Origin of the sequence: Lacibacter sp. MH-610, from assembly GCF_045780045.1 — a bacterium.
Taxonomy (GTDB): Bacteria; Bacteroidota; Bacteroidia; order Chitinophagales; family Chitinophagaceae; genus Lacibacter.
Window position 1 is genome coordinate 1112034 of the sequence record NZ_CP116002.1, and the last position, 18459, is coordinate 1130492.

Consider the following 18459-nt stretch of genomic DNA (forward strand, 5'->3'; position numbering starts at 1 on the left):
CGTGAAGCGAACATTCCAAAGTTTTTTAGTTACTGATTTTAATACAATCAAACAGCAAATGTTGAGCCTGGGTAACCGGTTCAACATTTGTGCTTTTCTGGACAATCATCAATACCAATTGCCGGGTCATGAGCAGGAATGCCTGGCCGGTTTTGGTGCTGTAAAGGAACTGCACTGCAGTGCAACAGAGCCTCATCCCTTATCTTCCTTGCAACGATTACAGCAGTTCCTGGATGAAACGGACGACTGGCGCTTTGGTCATCTGGGTTATGATCTCAAGAATGAGATTGAGCAACTGCATTCAAGATATACGGATGCAACCGGTTTCCCGTTAGTTTATTTTTTTGTGCCGCAGTATGTATTGCAGTTGAATGAACGGGAGTTGAAAATCGGTTCGTTTGAAAATGATCATGAATTACTGTTCAGGGAAATACTTGCTTTTGCAAAAGAAGATGAAGCACTCCCAAAAGTGGAAGTAAAAGAACGGATGAGCCGTGAGGACTATATCAGTACCATTCACAAGATTCAGCAGCATATTTTAAGAGGGGATTGTTATGAATTGAATTACTGCATGGAGTTTTATGCAGAAGAAGCTGTTATCAACCCGGTTCAGGTGTATCAATCTTTAACGGCTGTTTCACCAAATCCTTTCTCAGCTTTTTACAAAATCAACAGCAGTTATTTGCTTTGTGCAAGTCCGGAGCGTTTCTTAAGAAAAAAGGGAATGCAGTTATTATCGCAGCCGATTAAAGGAACATTGAAGCGGAATAAAACAAATACGGCAGTTGATGAGCAACTCAAACAAGAACTCTACACCAGTGCTAAAGACCGCAGTGAAAATGTAATGGTGGTGGATCTGGTTCGTAATGATCTGAGCCGTGTTTGCAAAGAAGGAACGGTGCAGGTGGATGAATTGTTTGGCATCTATTCTTTTCCGCAAGTGCATCAAATGATTTCAACAGTAAGCGGCGAGGTAAAAGAAGATGTTTCTTTCGCAGAAATTCTTCATTCCACATTTCCCATGGGTAGTATGACGGGGGCTCCTAAAAGAAAAGTGATGGAGCTGATAGATTTGTATGAACGAAATGCCCGTGGTTTATTTTCCGGTGCTGTAGGCTACATATCACCGCAAGGTGATTTTGATTTTAATGTGGTGATACGCAGCATACTCTACAATGCAACTGCACACTATTTATCTTACTCCGTTGGCAGTGGCATTACCTGGTACAGCGTGGCTGAAAATGAATATGATGAATGTTTACTGAAAGCAGCAGCCATCAGAAAAGTGTTGCAGTAATTTACACCTGTACCCAGGTTTTGAAACCGTTTTCATAATCAAAGATGGCTCTTCTGTTGCCACTGAGGTGCAGGAACATCCAGTCCATTTTGTTTACAATCGTTTCCACTACACAAAAATGATTTCTTGCTTTTTCTAAAAGCGCTTCATCTGCTTCTTTAATATTCAGGTTGATCAATTCGGGAGCATCCAGCTCAGTACCGGATGGGGAAGATGTAGTGTATGTAAGCTTGCCGGCCAACCGGGAATGTTCCCAACCATAATCAGCTACAGTATCTTTTGTATGGATCACGGCCCTTGCATAGAGCCGCAATTGAATCTTACTTTTTTCATCATAAAAAAGCCAGCTCACCAAAGGATTTTCTTTGATCTGTTTTAGTTTTTGAGAGCGGATATCTGTGTGAAAAAAAAGCTGATGTGTAGCCGGTATCACTCTTCTCAAAATAACAGTACGTAATTCCGGAATTTGTTGATGGATGGTGGCAATGGTTCCGTAATGGAAAGGAGCCCGATGACTTTTGGTTGCTTGCTCCAGCATGTTCCAGATAGCTTCGTTGATTTCAGATAGATTTTGCGATAAAAAAATGTCTTCCATTAACTTTTTTTCTTCACCTGTTTTTTCTTCAGCTCCGGCAGTTCACTTACTTTGGGGTAAATATCTTTCAAACCTTCTTCGCCGTAAAAGCGCATCAGCAGTTGTACACTTTCACTAAGAATATTATAGCGGTTAGCGTTAAATACAATCATTTTATCTTTCGGTAAACGCAACTTAAACGTATTGTTTCCTGACAGTACTTCATCAAACTTTGGATTAAGGGTGTTGAAGTAATACAGGTCCATCACTAAGTTTTTAGCCATCACCACAGAACTGAACTTGCCTGCAATTTCCTGTACGGCAATATTAGAATCCAGTTTCTCCGGTGCAAACTCATTTACTTTCGGCTGCTTACCATCATTCACCATAGTGGTAACACCACCTTTACCTTCCATGATATAATGCGTGGCAATAAATTTCTTTACATGATTACGGCTTTCTTCCGGCAGATAGTATTGCAGCTTCCAGAAATCACGGCTGCCGCTTTTTTTAATGGCGCTGTACACTCTTCCCGGTCCGCCATTGTAGGCAGCAATCACCAGCAACCAATCGTTTAAATCGTTGTAAAGAGAAGTAAGATACTTTGCCGCTGCATGTGTACTCCGGAAATAATCCGTACGTTCATCCATCCAGTTACTTACCATCAAACCATAATCTCTTGCTGTACCGGGCATAAACTGCCAGGGACCACGTGCACCTACCCAACTGGTGGCATTAGTATTGAGACCGCTTTCAATAACTGCCAGGTATTTTAATTCATGCGGCAGGTTGTATTGCATCAACACATTTTCAATAAGGGTGAAATAAGGCAAGCCCCAGCTTTTCATCTTGCTGAGATTTTTTTGATGCCGCTCCAGGTAATCTTGTATAAAACCCCATGCCTGCGGATGAATTTGCCCGTCGTAAGGAAGTGCTGTGTTGAAGTCTTTGTTTACAAACAGGTTTTGAAACCCGTATTTCTCAGCACCGCTTTGCTCCTTGCTGGTATCAGCAGTTGCCGTTCCTTTTTGAGCGAAAGAAGAAAAGGAAAGAACAATCAGCAATATGGTTGAAACGAGATATTTCATGATCAATCAGGCCTTGTATTGTTTCATCCATGTATCAGCAAGGCGCAGCAAAGATACCTCATCAAAATGCTTGCCCATCATTTGCAAGCCAAAGGGTAAACCATTGCTGTGCTGAAATAAAGGAATAGACAGGGCAGGAATACCCACCAGGTTAGCAAAAACGGTGTAAATATCCGCCAGGTACATAGCCAGTGGATCGTTACTCTTTTCGCCAATTTCAAAAGCAGTAGAAGGTGAAACGGGCATGAGAAGTACATCTACTTCGCTGAAAACCAGTTGGCATTGCTCATATAATTTTCTGCGAACCTGTTGCGCTTTGGTATAGTAGGCATCATAATAACCGGCACTCAAAACAAATGTGCCCAGCATGATGCGGCGTTGTACTTCTTTGCCAAACCCCTCTGATCGGTTGGCCGAATAAAATTCCGTTAAATCACTTTTTAGTGGTGTTGATTGATGACCAAACCGAACACCATCATAACGAGAGAGATTACTGCTTGCCTCAGCAGTAGTGAGAATATAGTAAGTGGGAACGATGTAATCCAGCAAATCAAAGCTCAGTTCTTTTACTTCATAACCATCTGCCTTCAATTGGGCTAAAAAGCCGAGATGCTTTTGTTTGATTTCTTCGTCCAGCCCTGTATGCAACAATGTTTCTTTGAAATACCCTGCGACAGGTTTTTTTGAAGAGGACTGCTTGATTGCTTCAGAATAATCAGGAACAGGAGTTGAAGAAACAGTACTGTCAAAATCATCAGCCCCTGCAATAACTTTCAACACGAGTGCCACATCTTCAACAGTTTGAGCTAATATACCCACCTGGTCAAAACTGCTGCCATATGCAATTAAACCATGACGGCTGATTCTTCCATAAGTCGGTTTCATACCCACCACACCACAAAAATCAGCCGGCTGGCGAACGGAGCCTCCTGTATCACTGCCTAAACTGATCATGCAAAGATTAGCCTGCACCGCCACCGCAGAACCTCCGCTGGATCCTCCCGGTACACGTTTTTCATCAATAAAGTTTTTAACGGGACCGTAAGCAGAATTTTCATTGCTGCTGCCCATGGCAAACTCATCACAGTTATTAGTACCGATGATGATGGCGCCTGCATTCAAAAGCTTTTCAACAGCAGTTGCATTAAACAGACTCTTAAAATCTTTCAGCATGCCGGAGGCAGCACTAACCGGGTGAGCTTTCCACGCCAGCACATCTTTAATGGTCACCACAACTCCATGTAAAGGTGCTAATGTATTGCCTGCTTTTTGATGTGCATCCAGTTCACGGGCACGTTCCAGTGCTTCTTCCGCAAACACATGCACTAAAGCATTTAAATGACCGTATGTTTTAATGCGGTTGAGATAAAAGGTTACTGCAGCTTCGCAAGAGGTTATGCCTTGGCGCAGTTGTTCATGGTAAGATGCTATGGTGCTTATCGGAAACAATACTTGCTCCGTTCAGATTTGAAAAGAAACTTGTGAAAAATATTATTGCTTGGCAGAAGAATTGTCGCTGTTGTTGGGAGCTTCCTCAATTTCCTTGCGAACGGTATTCTTAGCATCATTGAATTCACGGATGCCCTTGCCCAAACCACGCATCAGTTCAGGAATCTTACGGCCACCGAATAAAAGAAGTATGATAATGGCAATAATGATAATTTCCTGTGTGCCGAGTACGCCGAGAAGTATGGGTTGAAAATTCATATTCATTCTTTTAACTGAAAAACAAAGGTACAGGTAAAATACCGTAGCTGCATAAAAAAAACCACCTTACGGGTGGTTTTCAGCGGGTTAAAATCCGGATGGATTAACGGATATAATTTTTGCCGCATTTACCTGCTTTACCGTTTGCTGCCTGGTAGGGCGAAATACCACGGTTACAGGAAGTGGCAATAAAACCTAAAATAACAAGGGCGACCAATACTTTTTTCATGATTTCGAAACTTTGAGTTTTAAAAATGAGTACGTGGAATTAAAAGGATCTGGACTCGTAGTTTCGATAGGAGGGATTCTGTAGATCGGGCTACTAATATAAACACAAAATTTGTGCCCCAAAAGAAAAGGCGGTAAATTTTTACCGCCTTTTCTTTTATATGCTTATTATTTCATGCGCTTTTCTTTGATACGTGCGCTCTTACCGCTTCTTTCACGCAGGTAGAACAATTTAGCACGGCTCACTTTACCCACTTTGTTCAACTCAACAGAGTCAATATTGGGTGAGTTTACAGGGAAGGTACGTTCAACGCCCACACCGTCAGAAATCTTACGAACTGTGAATGAAGCAGTTGCACCGGTGCCCTGACGCTTTACCACATCGCCACGGAAGCTCTGGATACGCTCTTTACCACCTTCAATAATTTTATAGTTAACAGAAACGTTGTCACCTGCTTTAAAAGCGGGGTGCTGTTTATTTACTGTGAGTTGCTCGTGTACAAATGCTACTGCGGCGTTCATGACTTTCAATTTTTTGGACGGCAAAGGTAGGGGAAAACTTCAGATTATTACCTCTTGAATTTAGATTTTTTATCTGGCTACGTTTACAGCCCGTTTTTCCCTGATGACGGTTACTTTAATCTGGCCCGGATACACCATTTCGGTTTGAATCTTTTGTGCCATTTCAAAGCTCAGCTTGTCGCTTTCACTGTCTGTTACTTTTTCAGCTTCTACTATAACACGTAATTCACGGCCTGCCTGGATAGCGTATGCCTTTTCTACACCGGGATAGCCCATGGCCAGATTTTCCAGGTCTTTAATACGCTGGAGGTATTGCTGCATGATCTCTCTGCGGGCACCGGGGCGTGCACCACTGATGGCATCACAGGCCTGAACAATGGGAGAGATTACATACTGCATCTCCATCTCATCATGGTGGGCACCGATGGCATTTACCACCGCAGGATTTTCACCGTATTTCTCAGCAAGTTTGGCACCCAATAAGGCATGGCTCAGTTCTGTTTCTTCATCAGGTACTTTACCAATATCATGTAACAAACCGGCACGTTTGGCCAGCTTGGGGTTTAATCCAAGTTCTGAAGCCATGATGGCACAGAGATTAGCCGTTTCTCGGCTGTGCATCAACAGGTTTTGACCATAAGATGAACGGAAACGCATACGGCCCACCATTCTGATCAATTCTTTATGCATACCATGAATACCCAGTTCAATCACCGTACGTTCCCCGATTTCCATTACCTGCTCTTCCAATTGCTTACGGGTTTTCTCTACCACTTCTTCAATACGGGCGGGGTGAATACGGCCATCAGTAACCAGGCGTTGTAAGCTCAAACGGGCTACTTCACGACGAAGGGGATCAAAGGAAGAAAGAAGAATGGCTTCCGGCGTATCATCCACAATCAAATCCACACCGGTAGCGGCTTCAATGGCACGGATGTTACGGCCTTCACGACCGATAATCTGCCCTTTGATTTCATCGCTTTCCAGGTTGAAAACAGTAACTGTGTTTTCAATAGTCTGTTCAGCAGCAGTACGCTGTATGGTTTGAATAACAATTTTACGGGCTTCTTTACCGGCTTTTTGCTTGGCCTCTTCAATGATTTCCTGTTGCAATGACAGTGCCTGTGTTTGCGCTTCCTGTTTAAGGCTCTCTACCAGTTGCGACTTTGCTTCTTCTGCGGAAAGACCGGCAATTTTTTCCAGACGGCGAATATGTTCTTCCTGGTGTTTCTCCAGTTCCGTACGCTTTTGGTTCACCACTTCAATCTGGCGGTTGAGGTTTTCTTTGATGGCCTCATTTTCCTTGATCTGCTTATCCAGGTTGCTTTCTTTCTGATTGATGGATTGTTCTTTCTGACGGATGCGGTTTTCGCTTTCACTCAGCTTTTTATTACGCTCCAGCACATCACGGTCGTGCTCCGCTTTCATCTGCACAAACTTTTCCTTGGCCTCCAGCGCCTTTTCCTTTTTGAGGGTTTCGGCTCTTAATTCTGCTTCTTTGAGAATGGTTTGTGCCTGTTGTTCGGCTTCCTGAATTTGTTTTTGTGTGTTTTTGGCGAAGATGAATTTACCCGCCACGATGCCCAGAATGAGTGCGGCAACGCCTATAATGATGTATAGAATAGTAGGTTCCATTTTGATTCAAATAGTTTGATGTTTGTTTGAGCAACAATTCCTTACGTATGGCAGCAAATGCGTTCATAATGGAAATGCAGTGGGCGAAAATACGAAAATATAAGCAGTAAATAACCTGTCTTGTACTTTAAAATGGAGTATTCAAAGATGCTTTAATGCTCATTAATTACAGGTTTTGGTTATACTAAGGAATGGAAGAACAGAACATATTTTTATGGCTATAAAGGGTTGCTCTCAGGCAACAGTTATTCTGTTTTTTCCTGCGGCAGCAGTTCGTTTACCTGCTCATCCAGTTTTTGGAGTGCCTGCAGTAAAGCTTCATTGTTATTGCCATCAATGGTACCTGCAGTAATTTGAGTAGCGTACCAGATCAGTACCATAGCAATATAATCCTGCATATCCTTGCCTGCAAAGTTGGTCTTGAATTCAATGATCTTTTCATTGATGGTTTTAACGGTCCTGCGTACATGTTCTTCATCCTCCGGCGCTACTTTGATGCGGTAATTACGGTCGCCTATTAAAATATTTACAGGAATTAATGTTTCCATAATGCGAATTACGAAAAATTGTTGTTAAGTTAGTGCCCCCATTAAATAACTGCTTACCGGGATCAACACTTTTGATCCTGATGAAATTTCACCCAAGGTACTACCATTCTGTAATTAAACAGTTTGATTTTATGCTTGCGAAAGTAAAACCACAGGTATTCCTGGACACCTTAAAGATAGAAGTGTTACAGGAAACCAACCAACTGCTTACCGCTGTACTGCGGGATGATAAGGGCTGCATTTGCCGCTCCGCAGATTATACATCTGCCCACACAAAAGATTTTACCCTGAACGGTTTGAATGATCTGCCGTATGGGGTGTATTCTCTGGAACTCTCTCATGGGGAGGAGGAAATGCAGGTACGACTGGTAAAGCGTGTATAAGCCTAACGGCTGAGCATGGAAATGCAGCGGTCAATTTCACCAATAAAATGCTGCAGCTTCTTTTCCATTTCCTTTTTTTCTTTGTCTGTAAGATGTTGCTGTGATGCTTTAAGCATGGCATTCTGCATTTCAAGAATGCTCATTTCCTGCTTAATGGCATTGGTTTGTTCCTTAAATACTTCCACATCCTCTTTGAGCTGCTGGTTTTCTTTTTGCAGCTGGCGTTGATGCCGGGCCAGGAGTTGAATTTTTTCCCGCAGATTTTTAATGTATTGCTCAGCAGTATCCATGCAGGTGCTAAAATAAGCTATGAAACTGAGATTGAGAAAGGGTGGATTGAACCCACCCCTAAGAATCCTATTCATTTTCGGAGACTCTGATTCCCCTCCGAGGAGGGGATGGGCACTCCGATGTTTTTACTTTCTGATCTCCGCACTCAACTCTTTTTCCAGTTGCGTCATAATCTGGCTCATCATTTTATCGGTTTCCGTATCAGTGAGTGTTTTTTCTGCATCCTGGAACACAAAATTCAATGCAATGGATTTTTTATCTGTTCCCAGCTTTTCACTTTCAAACACATCAAACAGGGCAATGTTTTTTAAACGTTTTACTTTGGCTTGTAACACTGTTTGCTCCACTTGTTCGTAGGTGATGTTTTTCGCAAGTACCATCGCCAGGTCACGTTCTACTGCAGGGAATTTTGGAATTTCGATGAAATCAATTTTTGCTTTGGAAGCAATCTTCAGTAACGCATCCCAATTGATATCAGCAATAAACACCGGTTGTTTTATGTCAAACGTTTTGAGCTTTTTTGTTTGTACAGCACCTACTGTTGCAATAGGTTTTTTGTTGATGCTGTAAACAACGCCGTATTGAAAATCATCAGTTGCTTCCATGGTAGCTACAGTTGCTGTTACTCCCATCTGCTGAAACAATGCTTCTGTATAAGCTTTTAACTGAAACAGGTTGCTGGCTTCAGCTTTGTGCTTCCAGGAAGCCGTGCTGTTGCCGGTGATATAAAAAGTAAGGTGTGCTGTTTCCTGATATTCGCCAACAGCTGATGTACTGTACGTTTTTCCAAATTCAAACAAACGCAGATTCAGATTACGACGGTTGATGTTGAAGCCGATGCTTTGCAAACCGGTTTCAATCATAGAAGGACGCATTACATTTAACTCAGCGCTGAGATTATTGAGCATCTTCACTGTTGTGTTCAACGTTTCTTCACTGTACCAGGCACTGTTGGCAATAGAATTGGTAAAGATTTCATTAAACCCGAGACCGATTAAATAGTTGGCAGCTTTCTCCCGCAGGATTTCTGTTTTATAGTTGGTTTCTACTGCCGGAGAAATGGTAATGCTGGTTGGGATGGCAACATTATCCAGCCCATCGATCCGCATAATTTCTTCTACAATATCAGCCGCATGTTCCATATCAGGTTTGCTGAAGGGAGCAGCTACCCTGAATTCATCAATACCTTCTTTTACAATTTCAAACCCAAGAGCAGAGAGAATTTTCTTTACGTTATCCGGATGATAATTTTTACCGCTGAGCTTTTTGAGATAGTGCCATTTAACAGCTACTTCCACTTTTTCTTTAGGTGAAGGATAAACATCCACTACATCACTGGCTATTTCACCACCGGCCAATTCTTTTATCATCAATGCAGCACGCTTCAATACATTTACAGCATTGCTGATGTCCACGCCTTTTTCAAATCGTGTAGCAGCATCAGTACGCAGGTTATGACGAAACGATGTTTTACGGATGCTGATGGGATTGAACCATGCACTTTCCAGGAAAATATTTATTGTAGCATCCGTTACACCACTTTTCAATCCGCCAAACACACCACCAATACACATAGGTTCTTTGGCATTGCAAATCATCAGGTCTTCTGCACTCAGCTTGCGTTCTTTTTCATCAAGGGTTACAAAAGCAGTTCCTTCAGCACAATTTTTTATAATCACTTCTCCACCTGTTACCTGGTCGGCATCAAACGCATGCAGCGGTTGTCCTGTTTCATGCAAAATGAAATTGGTGATATCAACAATGTTATTGATAGGACGAAGACCAATGCTTTTAATCCGTTTCTTAAGCCACTCAGGACTTTCTTTTACAGTCACCCCTTTAATACTCACACCGGCATAACGCTGGCAGGCTTCTTTATTCTCAATGGTTACTTTAATAGGAAGCGAATTATTATCCGCTTTAAATCCATTGGTAAAAGGTGATTTTACAAGGTATTGTTTCTTTTCATGAAAGTTGAGCCAGGCAATTACATCACGGGCTACACCTAAGTGACTCATTGCATCCATACGATTGGGTGTTAAACCAATTTCATAAATCGTATCCGTACTTAATTGAAAATAGTCAGCAGCAGGAGTACCTACGCTGGCATCTTCTTTTAAAATCATAATACCTGCATGACTGTTGCCTAATCCCAATTCATCTTCGGCACAAATCATTCCATGACTTTCTGCACCACGGATCTTTGCTTTTTTCATGGTGAGCGGTTCGCCATTGGTGGGGTAAATGGTAGTACCGATTGTGGCTACCGCTACTTTTTGGCCAGCCGCTACATTGGGAGCACCACATACAATCTGTAAAGGTTCGCCGCTGCCGATATTCACAGTGGTCAATGAGAGTTTATCTGCATCCGGATGCTTTTCGCAGGTGAGTACCTGGCCAATAACAACGCCTTTCAATCCGCCTTTCACTTCTTCAAAAACTTCCATGCTTTCTACTTCCAGCCCGATGGATGTAAGGATGCGGCTGAGTTTTTCAGGTTCTATTGTAACGGGTAAATATTCGTGCAGCCAGTTATAACTGATGGTCATAGTTCGATTTGCTTCTTTTTTTGAGGCAGCAAAGATAACTTATTGCGGGCAAGCATGGCTATTTGCATTGTCAGCAGATACGAATATTCATATCAATCTGCTCCAAAACGCATAAAAATGTTTTGGCACACCGCTGTGTGTAAATCTTTGCTTCAACAGCGAAAAAATAGTTTAAATTGAGGATAAACCGTTTATTGATGTGGATATGCAGGGGAATAGAAGTGGAAAACCGATGAGTTGCTGTGAACTGCAGGCGATAAAAAATTTAATACAAGATGAAGTAATTGTTAACTGTTTCCGAATTACATTCGCTCCCCCACGAAAGTTTTACCCAAAATCTAACTGTTGAGAGGATTCAAAATATGGACATTACGAACTTAAATAAAGACAGAAAGGCAAGACGCAAACCCGGCGTTGATTTAACCACCATGGTATATGGCAAAGTACCCCCACAGGCTAAAGAACTGGAAGAAGCTGTACTTGGTGCTATTATGCTGGAGAAAAGTGCTTTTGATACAGTGAGTGAAATCCTGCGTCCGGAATGTTTTTATGTAGATGCCCATCAGCGCATTTTCCGTGCCATGCAGAGTTTAACCGGCAAGAGTTCACCCATTGATCTGTTAACGGTAGTGGAAGAATTGAAACTCCGTGAAGAACTGGAAATGGTAGGAGGTGCGTACTATGTAACACGCTTAACCAATGCTGTTGTATCTACCGCCAATATTGAAGCGCATGCACGTATTGTGTTGCAGAAATTTTTACAGCGAGAACTCATCCGCATCAATGGTGAAACCATCAGCGATGCATATGAAGACAGTACGGATATTTTTGATTTGCTGGATGAAGCAGAAACCAAACTGTTTGAAATTACCAATAACTACCTCCGTAAAAATTTTGATTCGTTTGATAATGTGTTGATCAAAACCATTCAGCGTATTGAAGACCTGCGTAACAAAGATGAAGATGTTACAGGTGTGCCCAGCGGCTTTGCAGGACTGGACCGTGTTACGTATGGTTGGCAGCAAACAGATTTGATTATCCTCGCTGCACGTCCTGCAGTAGGTAAAACGGCCTTTGCCTTAAACCTGGTACGTAATGCAGCATTGCATGCTTCCAAGCCAACGCCTGTTGCGTTCTTCAGCCTTGAGATGAGTGCGGCTCAGTTGGTGCAACGTATTTTGAGTGCCGAAAGTGAAATTATGCTGGAGAAAATATCCCGTGGAAAGCTGGAAGATCATGAAGTGCAGCAATTGTATAAAAAAGGAATTGAACGTTTAAGCAAAGCACCCATTTTTATAGATGATAGTGCCGCATTGAATATTTTTGAATTGCGTGCTAAAGCAAGAAGACTGGTAAATAAGCACAATGTTGGTTTAATTATCATCGACTATTTGCAGTTGATGAGCGGTACAGGTGGCAACAAGAGTACCAACCGTGAACAGGAGATCAGTACCATTTCCAGAAACCTGAAAGGTCTTGCCAAGGAATTAGGTATTCCCATCATTGCACTCTCACAGTTGAGTCGTGAAGTAGAGAAACGTAAAGAAGGAAACAAGATGCCGCAGTTGAGTGACCTTCGTGAATCGGGTGCTATTGAGCAGGATGCCGATATGGTGATGTTCCTTTATCGTCCTGAGTACTACGATATCACCAGCAATGAGTTTGGTGAAAGCAACCGTGGCGAAACACATGTGCGTATAGCCAAGCACCGTAACGGTAGCCTTGAAACAATTAAGCTGCGGGCCTTACTGCATATTCAAAAGTTTGTGGAAGATGACTTTAATGATTTTGGCGGTGGTGGTGGATTCCCCGGTGGTAATCCGTTGCCTGGCGGTGGTGGCGGTAACTGGAAGCCGGTACCTACTGATGATGGCCCGAAAGTATTTGTACAGAAAGGCAGTAAGATGAATGATATGAATTTTGATGAGGAAACGCCGTTTTAAATACGAAGTGAGAAATACAAAGCAGCAATCGTCACTAAAAAATATTTTATAATAAAAGTGTAGAGCAAGTAACGTAAATGCAAAGGTCAGAGACCTGCGCAAGAAAAATCCCGCCGGTTTGTTTGGCGGGATTTTTTATACAAGGAAGTTTTTACTTTTTTGTATTAGTTGCATCAACATAAATGCCCAGCTTCCATAACTCTGTACGGATCATTTTTCGTAAACCCGCCATATTATTCCAAACATCATTCATGTTTTTGTCAGGAAATACTTTCTTAAAGGCTTCTGCATAGTTGCCTGAGCTCATTTGAGTCGTGCTGGAGAAAAAATTAGCAGTGATAAAATCATATCCTACAGTTTCTGAGTAAGGCATCTCCATGCTGTACAAACCCCAGTCAATTTTATTTCCTGATTTTACAAATTCGGCATGTACCGGTTTGTACCAATCTATCTCTGCTTTTACATATTCTGAAGCTTTGCCGGAGGTGGTACGCATAAAATCAACCTGCACGTATTTGGCAGGATTGGAGTTGATGTTCACCCCATCTATGTAACTGAATATTTCACGCTTTACAATAGTGCGTGCTGCAGTAAATGAATTTAAAATACCATCCAGCGTTTGATCACTAGGATTATTGAGCGACTGTTTTAACCAATTGCGGTAGCCCACACTATCGTCAATTAATAATCCAAGATTGGTTGATACGGTAATTATAACCATATCATAGGCAGCCGAGCTACCGTTGGGGAATAATACATCGTTTACATACCAGCCCATAATCCTTCCGGCCTTAAGATGCTGTTCATTTACTTTTTTAGTGTAATTGTTGAGCAACTCCTGGTATTTTGAATACATACCCTGGTTTACTTTGACATACAAGCCAGAAACATAAACCTTTTGAGAAGTTTGCTGAGCAGCAAGTTTATTGCTGTAACTGAGAAGCATCACGGAAATGAAAAAAGTGGTTACAATAACAAATGCGGAAGCACGCAATGCTGTGCCATGTTTGGGTTGCATAACTAAATTTTTAAGAGTTAAAAAAATAAGGTGTACTCAATGGCAGGTCGCCACAGGGAAGGGAAATGTGTAAGATGTTGTTAAGGAAACGTAGAGTAAGGTATAGGTAAGATTTATGAATTCAAAGCAAATGGGGAATATATTTTCAAATAGTTTTAAAAAGAGTGGAAGCAGGCGATCGCATCTGGTGCAAATCTCCGGACCTGTGCATGAGTGATGCTTACAGTGTCAGGAAGTCGAAGACGTCAGACACCGTAAAGCACAGCAACGTTATCAACCACAAGTTTTCTTTAATTTCACCTCATGCGAATCCTCGTTCTCTTTTTTTCAGTTTTAGTTTCAAGCACTTCAATTGCACAGGCAAACTACTACGATGATGGCTGTGATACTTCCAAACGCCCCATTGTTTTTGTACATGGCTTTCTTGGCAGCGGTGATAACTGGGCTTTGCAACTGCAACGGTTCAGCAGCAATGGCTATTGCCATCAACGGATGTTTGTGTTTGACTGGAACACTATCAACAGAAGCAAGGCAACGGACTCATTGCTTAACCTGTTTATTGATGCTGTGCTACAGCAAACAAAAGCTGCTCAGGTTGATTTAATTGCCCACAGCGCCGGTGGTGGTTTGTGTTACAATTATCTTAATGATTCCTTACATGCGTTAAAAGTGGCGCATTACATACATATCGGCAGCGGCAAAATGAAGGCTGCTGCAGGAAAGAATGCCGATGTGAGAACCATGAATATTTACAGCAAGGCGGATATGGTAGTGAAAACAGGCGGTGATATTCCCGGAGCCGTGAATATAGTTTTGCAAAATGCAGATCATATGCAGGTGGCAACCGGCGAAGAAACATTTGTTCACCTATATAAGTTTTTAAATGGCAATCAAAGTCCGAAAACAACGAAAGTTATTTCACCCGACAATCTTTCCCGCTCAGTAGGGCTAAGTGGAAAAGGTGTAACCCTTGGAGAAAATAATCCTTTAAGTCTGGATAGTTTTAACGTGTACATTTTTGATCCTGCCACAGGAAAAAGAAAGCTGATTGAAAAAAATAAAACCACCAACGGAGCTTATACCGGCTGGACTCGTTTTGCCAAAGATGGAAGTTTTGGTTTTAATATGACTGCAAACAATTATTTTGAATTTGAAGTAAGACCCGTAAACGGAAGAACCATTCATTACTTTTTTGAACCCTTGCAACGAGCTGATAAGGCTGTGTACCTCCGGGCTTTTCCATCAACCGGTATGATTGCAGGAGTGCTGAGCCAGGTTCCTAAAGATGAAAAGCAAACAGTGCTGGTAATTTTCAGCAGCAACAATGCTATCATTGCAGGACGGGATTCACTGGCGATTGATTCCATACCGCTTTCCACTCCGCAATTAGCACCGGCTTCCAAAACAATGATTGCCACTTTTGTTTTTGATGACGGAGACGGCGTTTCATCAAAACAAACATTGAAGACTTTTGGCGGATTTCCTTTTTTAGGCAGTGCAGATCTTTTTATTCCGGCAGATAAAAACGGAACACTGCGTATTTATTATAACGGCAGAACAATGGTCTTACCCAGGAAACCATCCGTTGAAGGAGTAATGATTGCTGTGTTTCAATAAGTATAGCCGCAAACAAATAATTTTGTAATTCACATGGCACTTCCGATTTTTTTTATTGATGCATTTGATACGGGTACTTCATTGATTACGCTCAATGAAGAAACAAGTAAGCATGTGGTGCAGGTGTTGCGTATGCAGGCAGGTGAGCAATTGAATCTTACTGATGGTAAAGGTTACTTGATAACTGCCGAAATTACTGAAGCGCATAAAAAACAGTGTGCCGTCAAGATACAGAGCACAATTTTTAAGGCACAAGGCTCAAGTAAAACAACGATAGCCATTTCGTTGATTAAGAATGCCAGCCGGTTTGAATGGTTTTTAGAAAAAGCAACTGAGATTGGTGTGAACGAAATCGTTCCGTTGATTTGTGAACGTACCGAGCGTCAGCATTTTCGATATGAGCGCATGAAAGGAATTTTAGTGAGTGCCATGCTGCAGAGTCAGCAGGTGTGGTTGCCGGTGTTGCGTGAACCTGTACGATATGAAGATGTAATGAATTTGAAATCGGAAGATTCATTAAAGCTGATCGCTCATTGCGAAGAAACAGAGAAGCAACAATTATCAAATGTTCAAATAAAGCAATCTTCAAATTCCATCATTCTCATTGGACCCGAAGGTGATTTTTCACCCGGTGAAATTGAGTTGGCTTTGAACAATAACTTTCAGCCTGTTGCTTTAGGCGAAACAAGATTAAGAACAGAAACAGCGGGAATGGTGGCGGCGGTGATGATGTGTATTAGATGATTTTGTCTGGCCATTCTAAATGGCCAGCCACTTGTGGAGTAATTTCTTTACTCTTTATCAGCGATACTATTTCTTTTTGTCACTTTTTTGTTTGCCCAAAAAAGTAACCAAAAAAGGGCCCCGATTTCGAAGGACAGCCCGAAATCGGATGATACCCTGATGAAGCTATGTACTACTATGATGAATTACAAATGAATGCTACTCATCATCCTATGTGATGCAGTTTGATTAATAAATAACTTGTAATACTAATGGGTTTGATGCCATGAAAAACTGAGCGCCGAAACGAGCGTGGCAAGGGACGATGCCGGATGTACCATCGCCGGTAACCAAAAAATAAAATTCAGAAATTATAGAGAGACGAAGTTTGGAACCGTGGTTCGCACGGTTGAAAACACCTGCGAACATCAGCAGTTAGTTCACAATCTTGTTGGCGCAACTGCTGCTGGCAAAGGCTTCAGGCTTGGCCTTGAAAGCAAAGCCCATACCGAGGATGTAACCCATAGCTTCACGCAGGGCTTCATTGCTTTTGAAATGCGGATTGGTGTTGATGTCGGCATGCACTTCCATGTCTACATCATACTCCGTAAAGAGATCGCAGAGCTCGTAAGCAATTTCAATACTCTTGGCCACTTCCACCAGCATTCGTTCCTTAATGGAATAAGCCTGGCGTGTTTTTTCATTGTGGATGAACATGAATCCGCCATGACCTTCACGTAAAAAAACAATGACGGTGGCAAATTCCGTTTCATGACCTTTTACCTGGCTATCGGTACCGATACATACTTTGAGGCGGTAGCCTTTTTCCGTTTCACGGATAATGGCCTGTTTTACTTCTTCTTTAATGGGCAGGTGAATGTGCTCACCATTGAATCGTCTCCAGCGCATAGAAAATGGGTTTTCTAAATTTACGGAAATATTTTCCGGCGGTGGAATACTGTGGACGCAACTGTTTATTAACAGGTGGGGATAAGCATTAATAATGGATAATTGATTAATGAAAAATTAATAATCAATAGTACGTTGACAAGTATTATACTTTTTGCTGTTAGGCCGGGGCTGTATCAATGCAGTTTCTGCTTCAGGGTGGTTTAATATTGACCTGTACTCAACATAACCAATGTACATGCTTCAACGGGTTCAATATTGTTTTGCTTTGCCAGTTGATACAACTCCTCATTCTCTGCACCGGGGTTAAAAATAATACGTTGCGGTTTTAATGAAAGAATGTAGTTGTAGTATTGTTGCTGATGTTTGGGGTTTAGATACAGCGTAACCGTATGAATATTTTGCAGAGGCATTTGCTCTGTTAAAATTTCTTCACCGGCTACTACCGATTTGTGTTTGCCGATACCCACTACTTCATGCCCATGTGCTTTCAAACGGTTCATAGCTAAATAACTGTACCGTTCCGGATGATCTGATGCACCAAGCACAAGGGTTTTTTTGTTCATGGAGTGAAGTTACGTTGAAGTTCGTTACTTCAACGTCTGATTGATATTTACAACAAACATCCACACGAACACCAATGCAAATGTTACAAACAATGTATTCATTCCCACTTCACCAATTTTGAAAATCGGTTTCTTCGGAATGTTATACATAGGATAGTAAGCAAATTGTGTAATGAGTTTGCCCGTCCAGTAAGCAGCAATTAAACCGGTGAGTGCTGTAGCCAAGCCGGTGCCGTTCTGTAAATCCTTCACCAGCAGAATGGAAATCAATCCGAAGGAGAAGTTGAGTCCCTGGATATAATGCCCGTAGGTTTTAGCAATTTCCCGGTTGAGTGGTTTGAGTTGTTTAATGTCGTTATACCAGTCAAATACACGGTGACGGATATAAGGATAAATCAATGCAGTAAAGATTTGACCGATGCCGCCGATTATAATGAGCCAGTAGGGAACTTGATATTTCATAACATTTTATTTAAGGTGAACGAGTTCTCTCAGTTGTAAAATCTTCAACTCTCTGTAGCAAATGAATACATAGAAGGATGCCATTAGTGGAGCTGTGTATAGCAAAATGAAAAAGCCAATACCGCCAAAGCAAAGTGCACCTATAAACAGCACGAAGAAATAATACACAAAACGGATATTGTGATTGCTGAACCAGCCTTTAAACACATGAAAAAACATACTCAGCAACTGAACCCCTCCCACAATGAAGTAACTCAGGAATAAAAGTTCAAGGCTTTGTGTTACAGCAAAAACACAAACAAACGAAACTATAAGTGCTGCGTTCAGTACAATTTCAACGAGTTTAAATGTTTTCATATATTAAGTATTTTAAATTTTCAGAAAATAATGAAAATATCA

At 41.7% G+C, this 18459-nt stretch carries 20 protein-coding genes; 5 read left to right on the forward strand and 15 right to left on the reverse strand.

What is annotated here, in order from left to right; translation table 11 throughout:
* Window position 1: 1 nt before the first annotated feature.
* Window positions 2-1297, forward strand: coding sequence for an anthranilate synthase component I family protein (locus PDL71_RS05045; protein WP_407526227.1), 1296 nt, complete (start codon window positions 2-4; stop codon window positions 1295-1297).
* A gap of 1 nt (window position 1298) precedes the next feature.
* Here the strand turns inward: PDL71_RS05045 and PDL71_RS05050 are convergent, their stop codons facing one another.
* The 8 genes from PDL71_RS05050 to PDL71_RS05085 all read right to left on the reverse strand — a co-directional run bounded on the left by PDL71_RS05050 (window position 1299) and on the right by PDL71_RS05085 (window position 7599).
* Window positions 1299-1892, reverse strand: coding sequence for a pyridoxamine 5'-phosphate oxidase family protein (locus tag PDL71_RS05050; protein WP_407526229.1), 594 nt, complete (start codon window positions 1890-1892; stop codon window positions 1299-1301).
* On the reverse strand, window positions 1892-2959 hold the full coding sequence (locus PDL71_RS05055; protein ID WP_407526232.1) for a lytic transglycosylase domain-containing protein: 1068 nt from the start codon (window positions 2957-2959) through the stop codon (window positions 1892-1894). Before PDL71_RS05055 ends, PDL71_RS05050 begins: the two co-directional genes overlap by 1 nt.
* A 6-nt stretch (window positions 2960-2965) precedes the next feature.
* A complete protein-coding gene (gene gatA / locus PDL71_RS05060; RefSeq protein ID WP_407526235.1) occupies window positions 2966-4408 on the reverse strand; it encodes an Asp-tRNA(Asn)/Glu-tRNA(Gln) amidotransferase subunit GatA in 1443 nt (480 codons plus the stop codon).
* Window positions 4409-4450: 42 nt separating this feature from the next.
* A complete protein-coding gene (locus PDL71_RS05065) occupies window positions 4451-4666 on the reverse strand; it encodes a twin-arginine translocase TatA/TatE family subunit (protein ID WP_407526238.1) in 216 nt (71 codons plus the stop codon).
* A gap of 103 nt (window positions 4667-4769) precedes the next feature.
* Complete coding sequence (locus PDL71_RS05070; RefSeq protein ID WP_407526241.1) at window positions 4770-4895, reverse strand: hypothetical protein; 126 nt, start codon at window positions 4893-4895, stop codon at window positions 4770-4772.
* 167 nt (window positions 4896-5062) lie between these two features.
* Window positions 5063-5416, reverse strand: a complete 354-nt coding sequence (gene rplS, locus PDL71_RS05075) for a 50S ribosomal protein L19 (RefSeq protein WP_407526244.1) — start codon at window positions 5414-5416, stop codon at window positions 5063-5065.
* Window positions 5417-5485: 69 nt separating this feature from the next.
* Window positions 5486-7051: a ribonuclease Y gene (rny, locus tag PDL71_RS05080; RefSeq protein WP_407526247.1), complete on the reverse strand. Its 1566-nt coding sequence runs from the start codon at window positions 7049-7051 to the stop codon at window positions 5486-5488.
* A 245-nt stretch (window positions 7052-7296) separates the two neighbouring features.
* Window positions 7297-7599 carry a cell division protein ZapA gene (locus PDL71_RS05085; RefSeq protein ID WP_407526249.1) on the reverse strand — a complete coding sequence of 101 codons (303 nt, stop codon included), beginning with the start codon at window positions 7597-7599 and terminating at the stop codon, window positions 7297-7299.
* A gap of 131 nt (window positions 7600-7730) precedes the next feature.
* On the opposite strand from PDL71_RS05085, the gene PDL71_RS05090 reads away from it, so the two are divergent.
* Window positions 7731-7982: a hypothetical protein gene (locus PDL71_RS05090; protein ID WP_407526251.1), complete on the forward strand. Its 252-nt coding sequence runs from the start codon at window positions 7731-7733 to the stop codon at window positions 7980-7982.
* A 2-nt stretch (window positions 7983-7984) separates the two neighbouring features.
* Here the strand turns inward: PDL71_RS05090 and PDL71_RS05095 are convergent, their stop codons facing one another.
* Together PDL71_RS05095 and pheT are read right to left on the reverse strand one after the other, a co-directional pair.
* On the reverse strand, window positions 7985-8347 hold the full coding sequence (locus PDL71_RS05095; protein WP_407526254.1) for a hypothetical protein: 363 nt from the start codon (window positions 8345-8347) through the stop codon (window positions 7985-7987).
* Between the two features lie 51 nt (window positions 8348-8398).
* Window positions 8399-10822: a phenylalanine--tRNA ligase subunit beta gene (gene pheT / locus PDL71_RS05100; protein WP_407526256.1), complete on the reverse strand. Its 2424-nt coding sequence runs from the start codon at window positions 10820-10822 to the stop codon at window positions 8399-8401.
* A gap of 362 nt (window positions 10823-11184) precedes the next feature.
* Here pheT and dnaB point away from each other — a divergent pair, with 362 nt between their 5' ends.
* A complete protein-coding gene (gene dnaB, locus PDL71_RS05105) occupies window positions 11185-12765 on the forward strand; it encodes a replicative DNA helicase (RefSeq protein ID WP_407526259.1) in 1581 nt (526 codons plus the stop codon).
* Window positions 12766-12916: 151 nt separating this feature from the next.
* On the opposite strand, the gene PDL71_RS05110 is transcribed toward dnaB, so the two are convergent.
* Window positions 12917-13783, reverse strand: a complete 867-nt coding sequence (locus PDL71_RS05110) for a hypothetical protein (RefSeq protein ID WP_407526262.1) — start codon at window positions 13781-13783, stop codon at window positions 12917-12919.
* A 303-nt stretch (window positions 13784-14086) separates the two neighbouring features.
* Between PDL71_RS05110 and PDL71_RS05115 the strand changes: the two genes are divergently transcribed.
* Window positions 14087-15400 (forward strand): alpha/beta fold hydrolase, encoded by a 1314-nt coding sequence (locus PDL71_RS05115; RefSeq protein WP_407526265.1) that lies wholly within the window; start codon window positions 14087-14089, stop codon window positions 15398-15400.
* A 33-nt stretch (window positions 15401-15433) separates the two neighbouring features.
* The gene (locus PDL71_RS05120) at window positions 15434-16144 is read left to right on the forward strand and encodes a 16S rRNA (uracil(1498)-N(3))-methyltransferase (RefSeq protein WP_407526268.1); all 711 of its coding nucleotides are present in this window, start codon (window positions 15434-15436) and stop codon (window positions 16142-16144) included.
* A 414-nt stretch (window positions 16145-16558) separates the two neighbouring features.
* On the opposite strand, the gene PDL71_RS05125 is transcribed toward PDL71_RS05120, so the two are convergent.
* From PDL71_RS05125 to PDL71_RS05140, 4 genes are all read right to left on the reverse strand, one after another.
* Window positions 16559-17032 (reverse strand): ribonuclease H-like YkuK family protein, encoded by a 474-nt coding sequence (locus tag PDL71_RS05125; protein ID WP_407526270.1) that lies wholly within the window; start codon window positions 17030-17032, stop codon window positions 16559-16561.
* 203 nt (window positions 17033-17235) lie between these two features.
* Entirely contained in the window at window positions 17236-17598 is a 363-nt protein-coding gene (locus PDL71_RS05130) for a CoA-binding protein (RefSeq protein ID WP_407526272.1), read from the reverse strand.
* Between the two features lie 24 nt (window positions 17599-17622).
* Window positions 17623-18060, reverse strand: coding sequence for a hypothetical protein (locus PDL71_RS05135; protein ID WP_407526274.1), 438 nt, complete (start codon window positions 18058-18060; stop codon window positions 17623-17625).
* A 6-nt stretch (window positions 18061-18066) separates the two neighbouring features.
* Window positions 18067-18417 (reverse strand): hypothetical protein, encoded by a 351-nt coding sequence (locus tag PDL71_RS05140; RefSeq protein ID WP_407526277.1) that lies wholly within the window; start codon window positions 18415-18417, stop codon window positions 18067-18069.
* Between the last annotated feature and the right edge of the window lie 42 nt (window positions 18418-18459).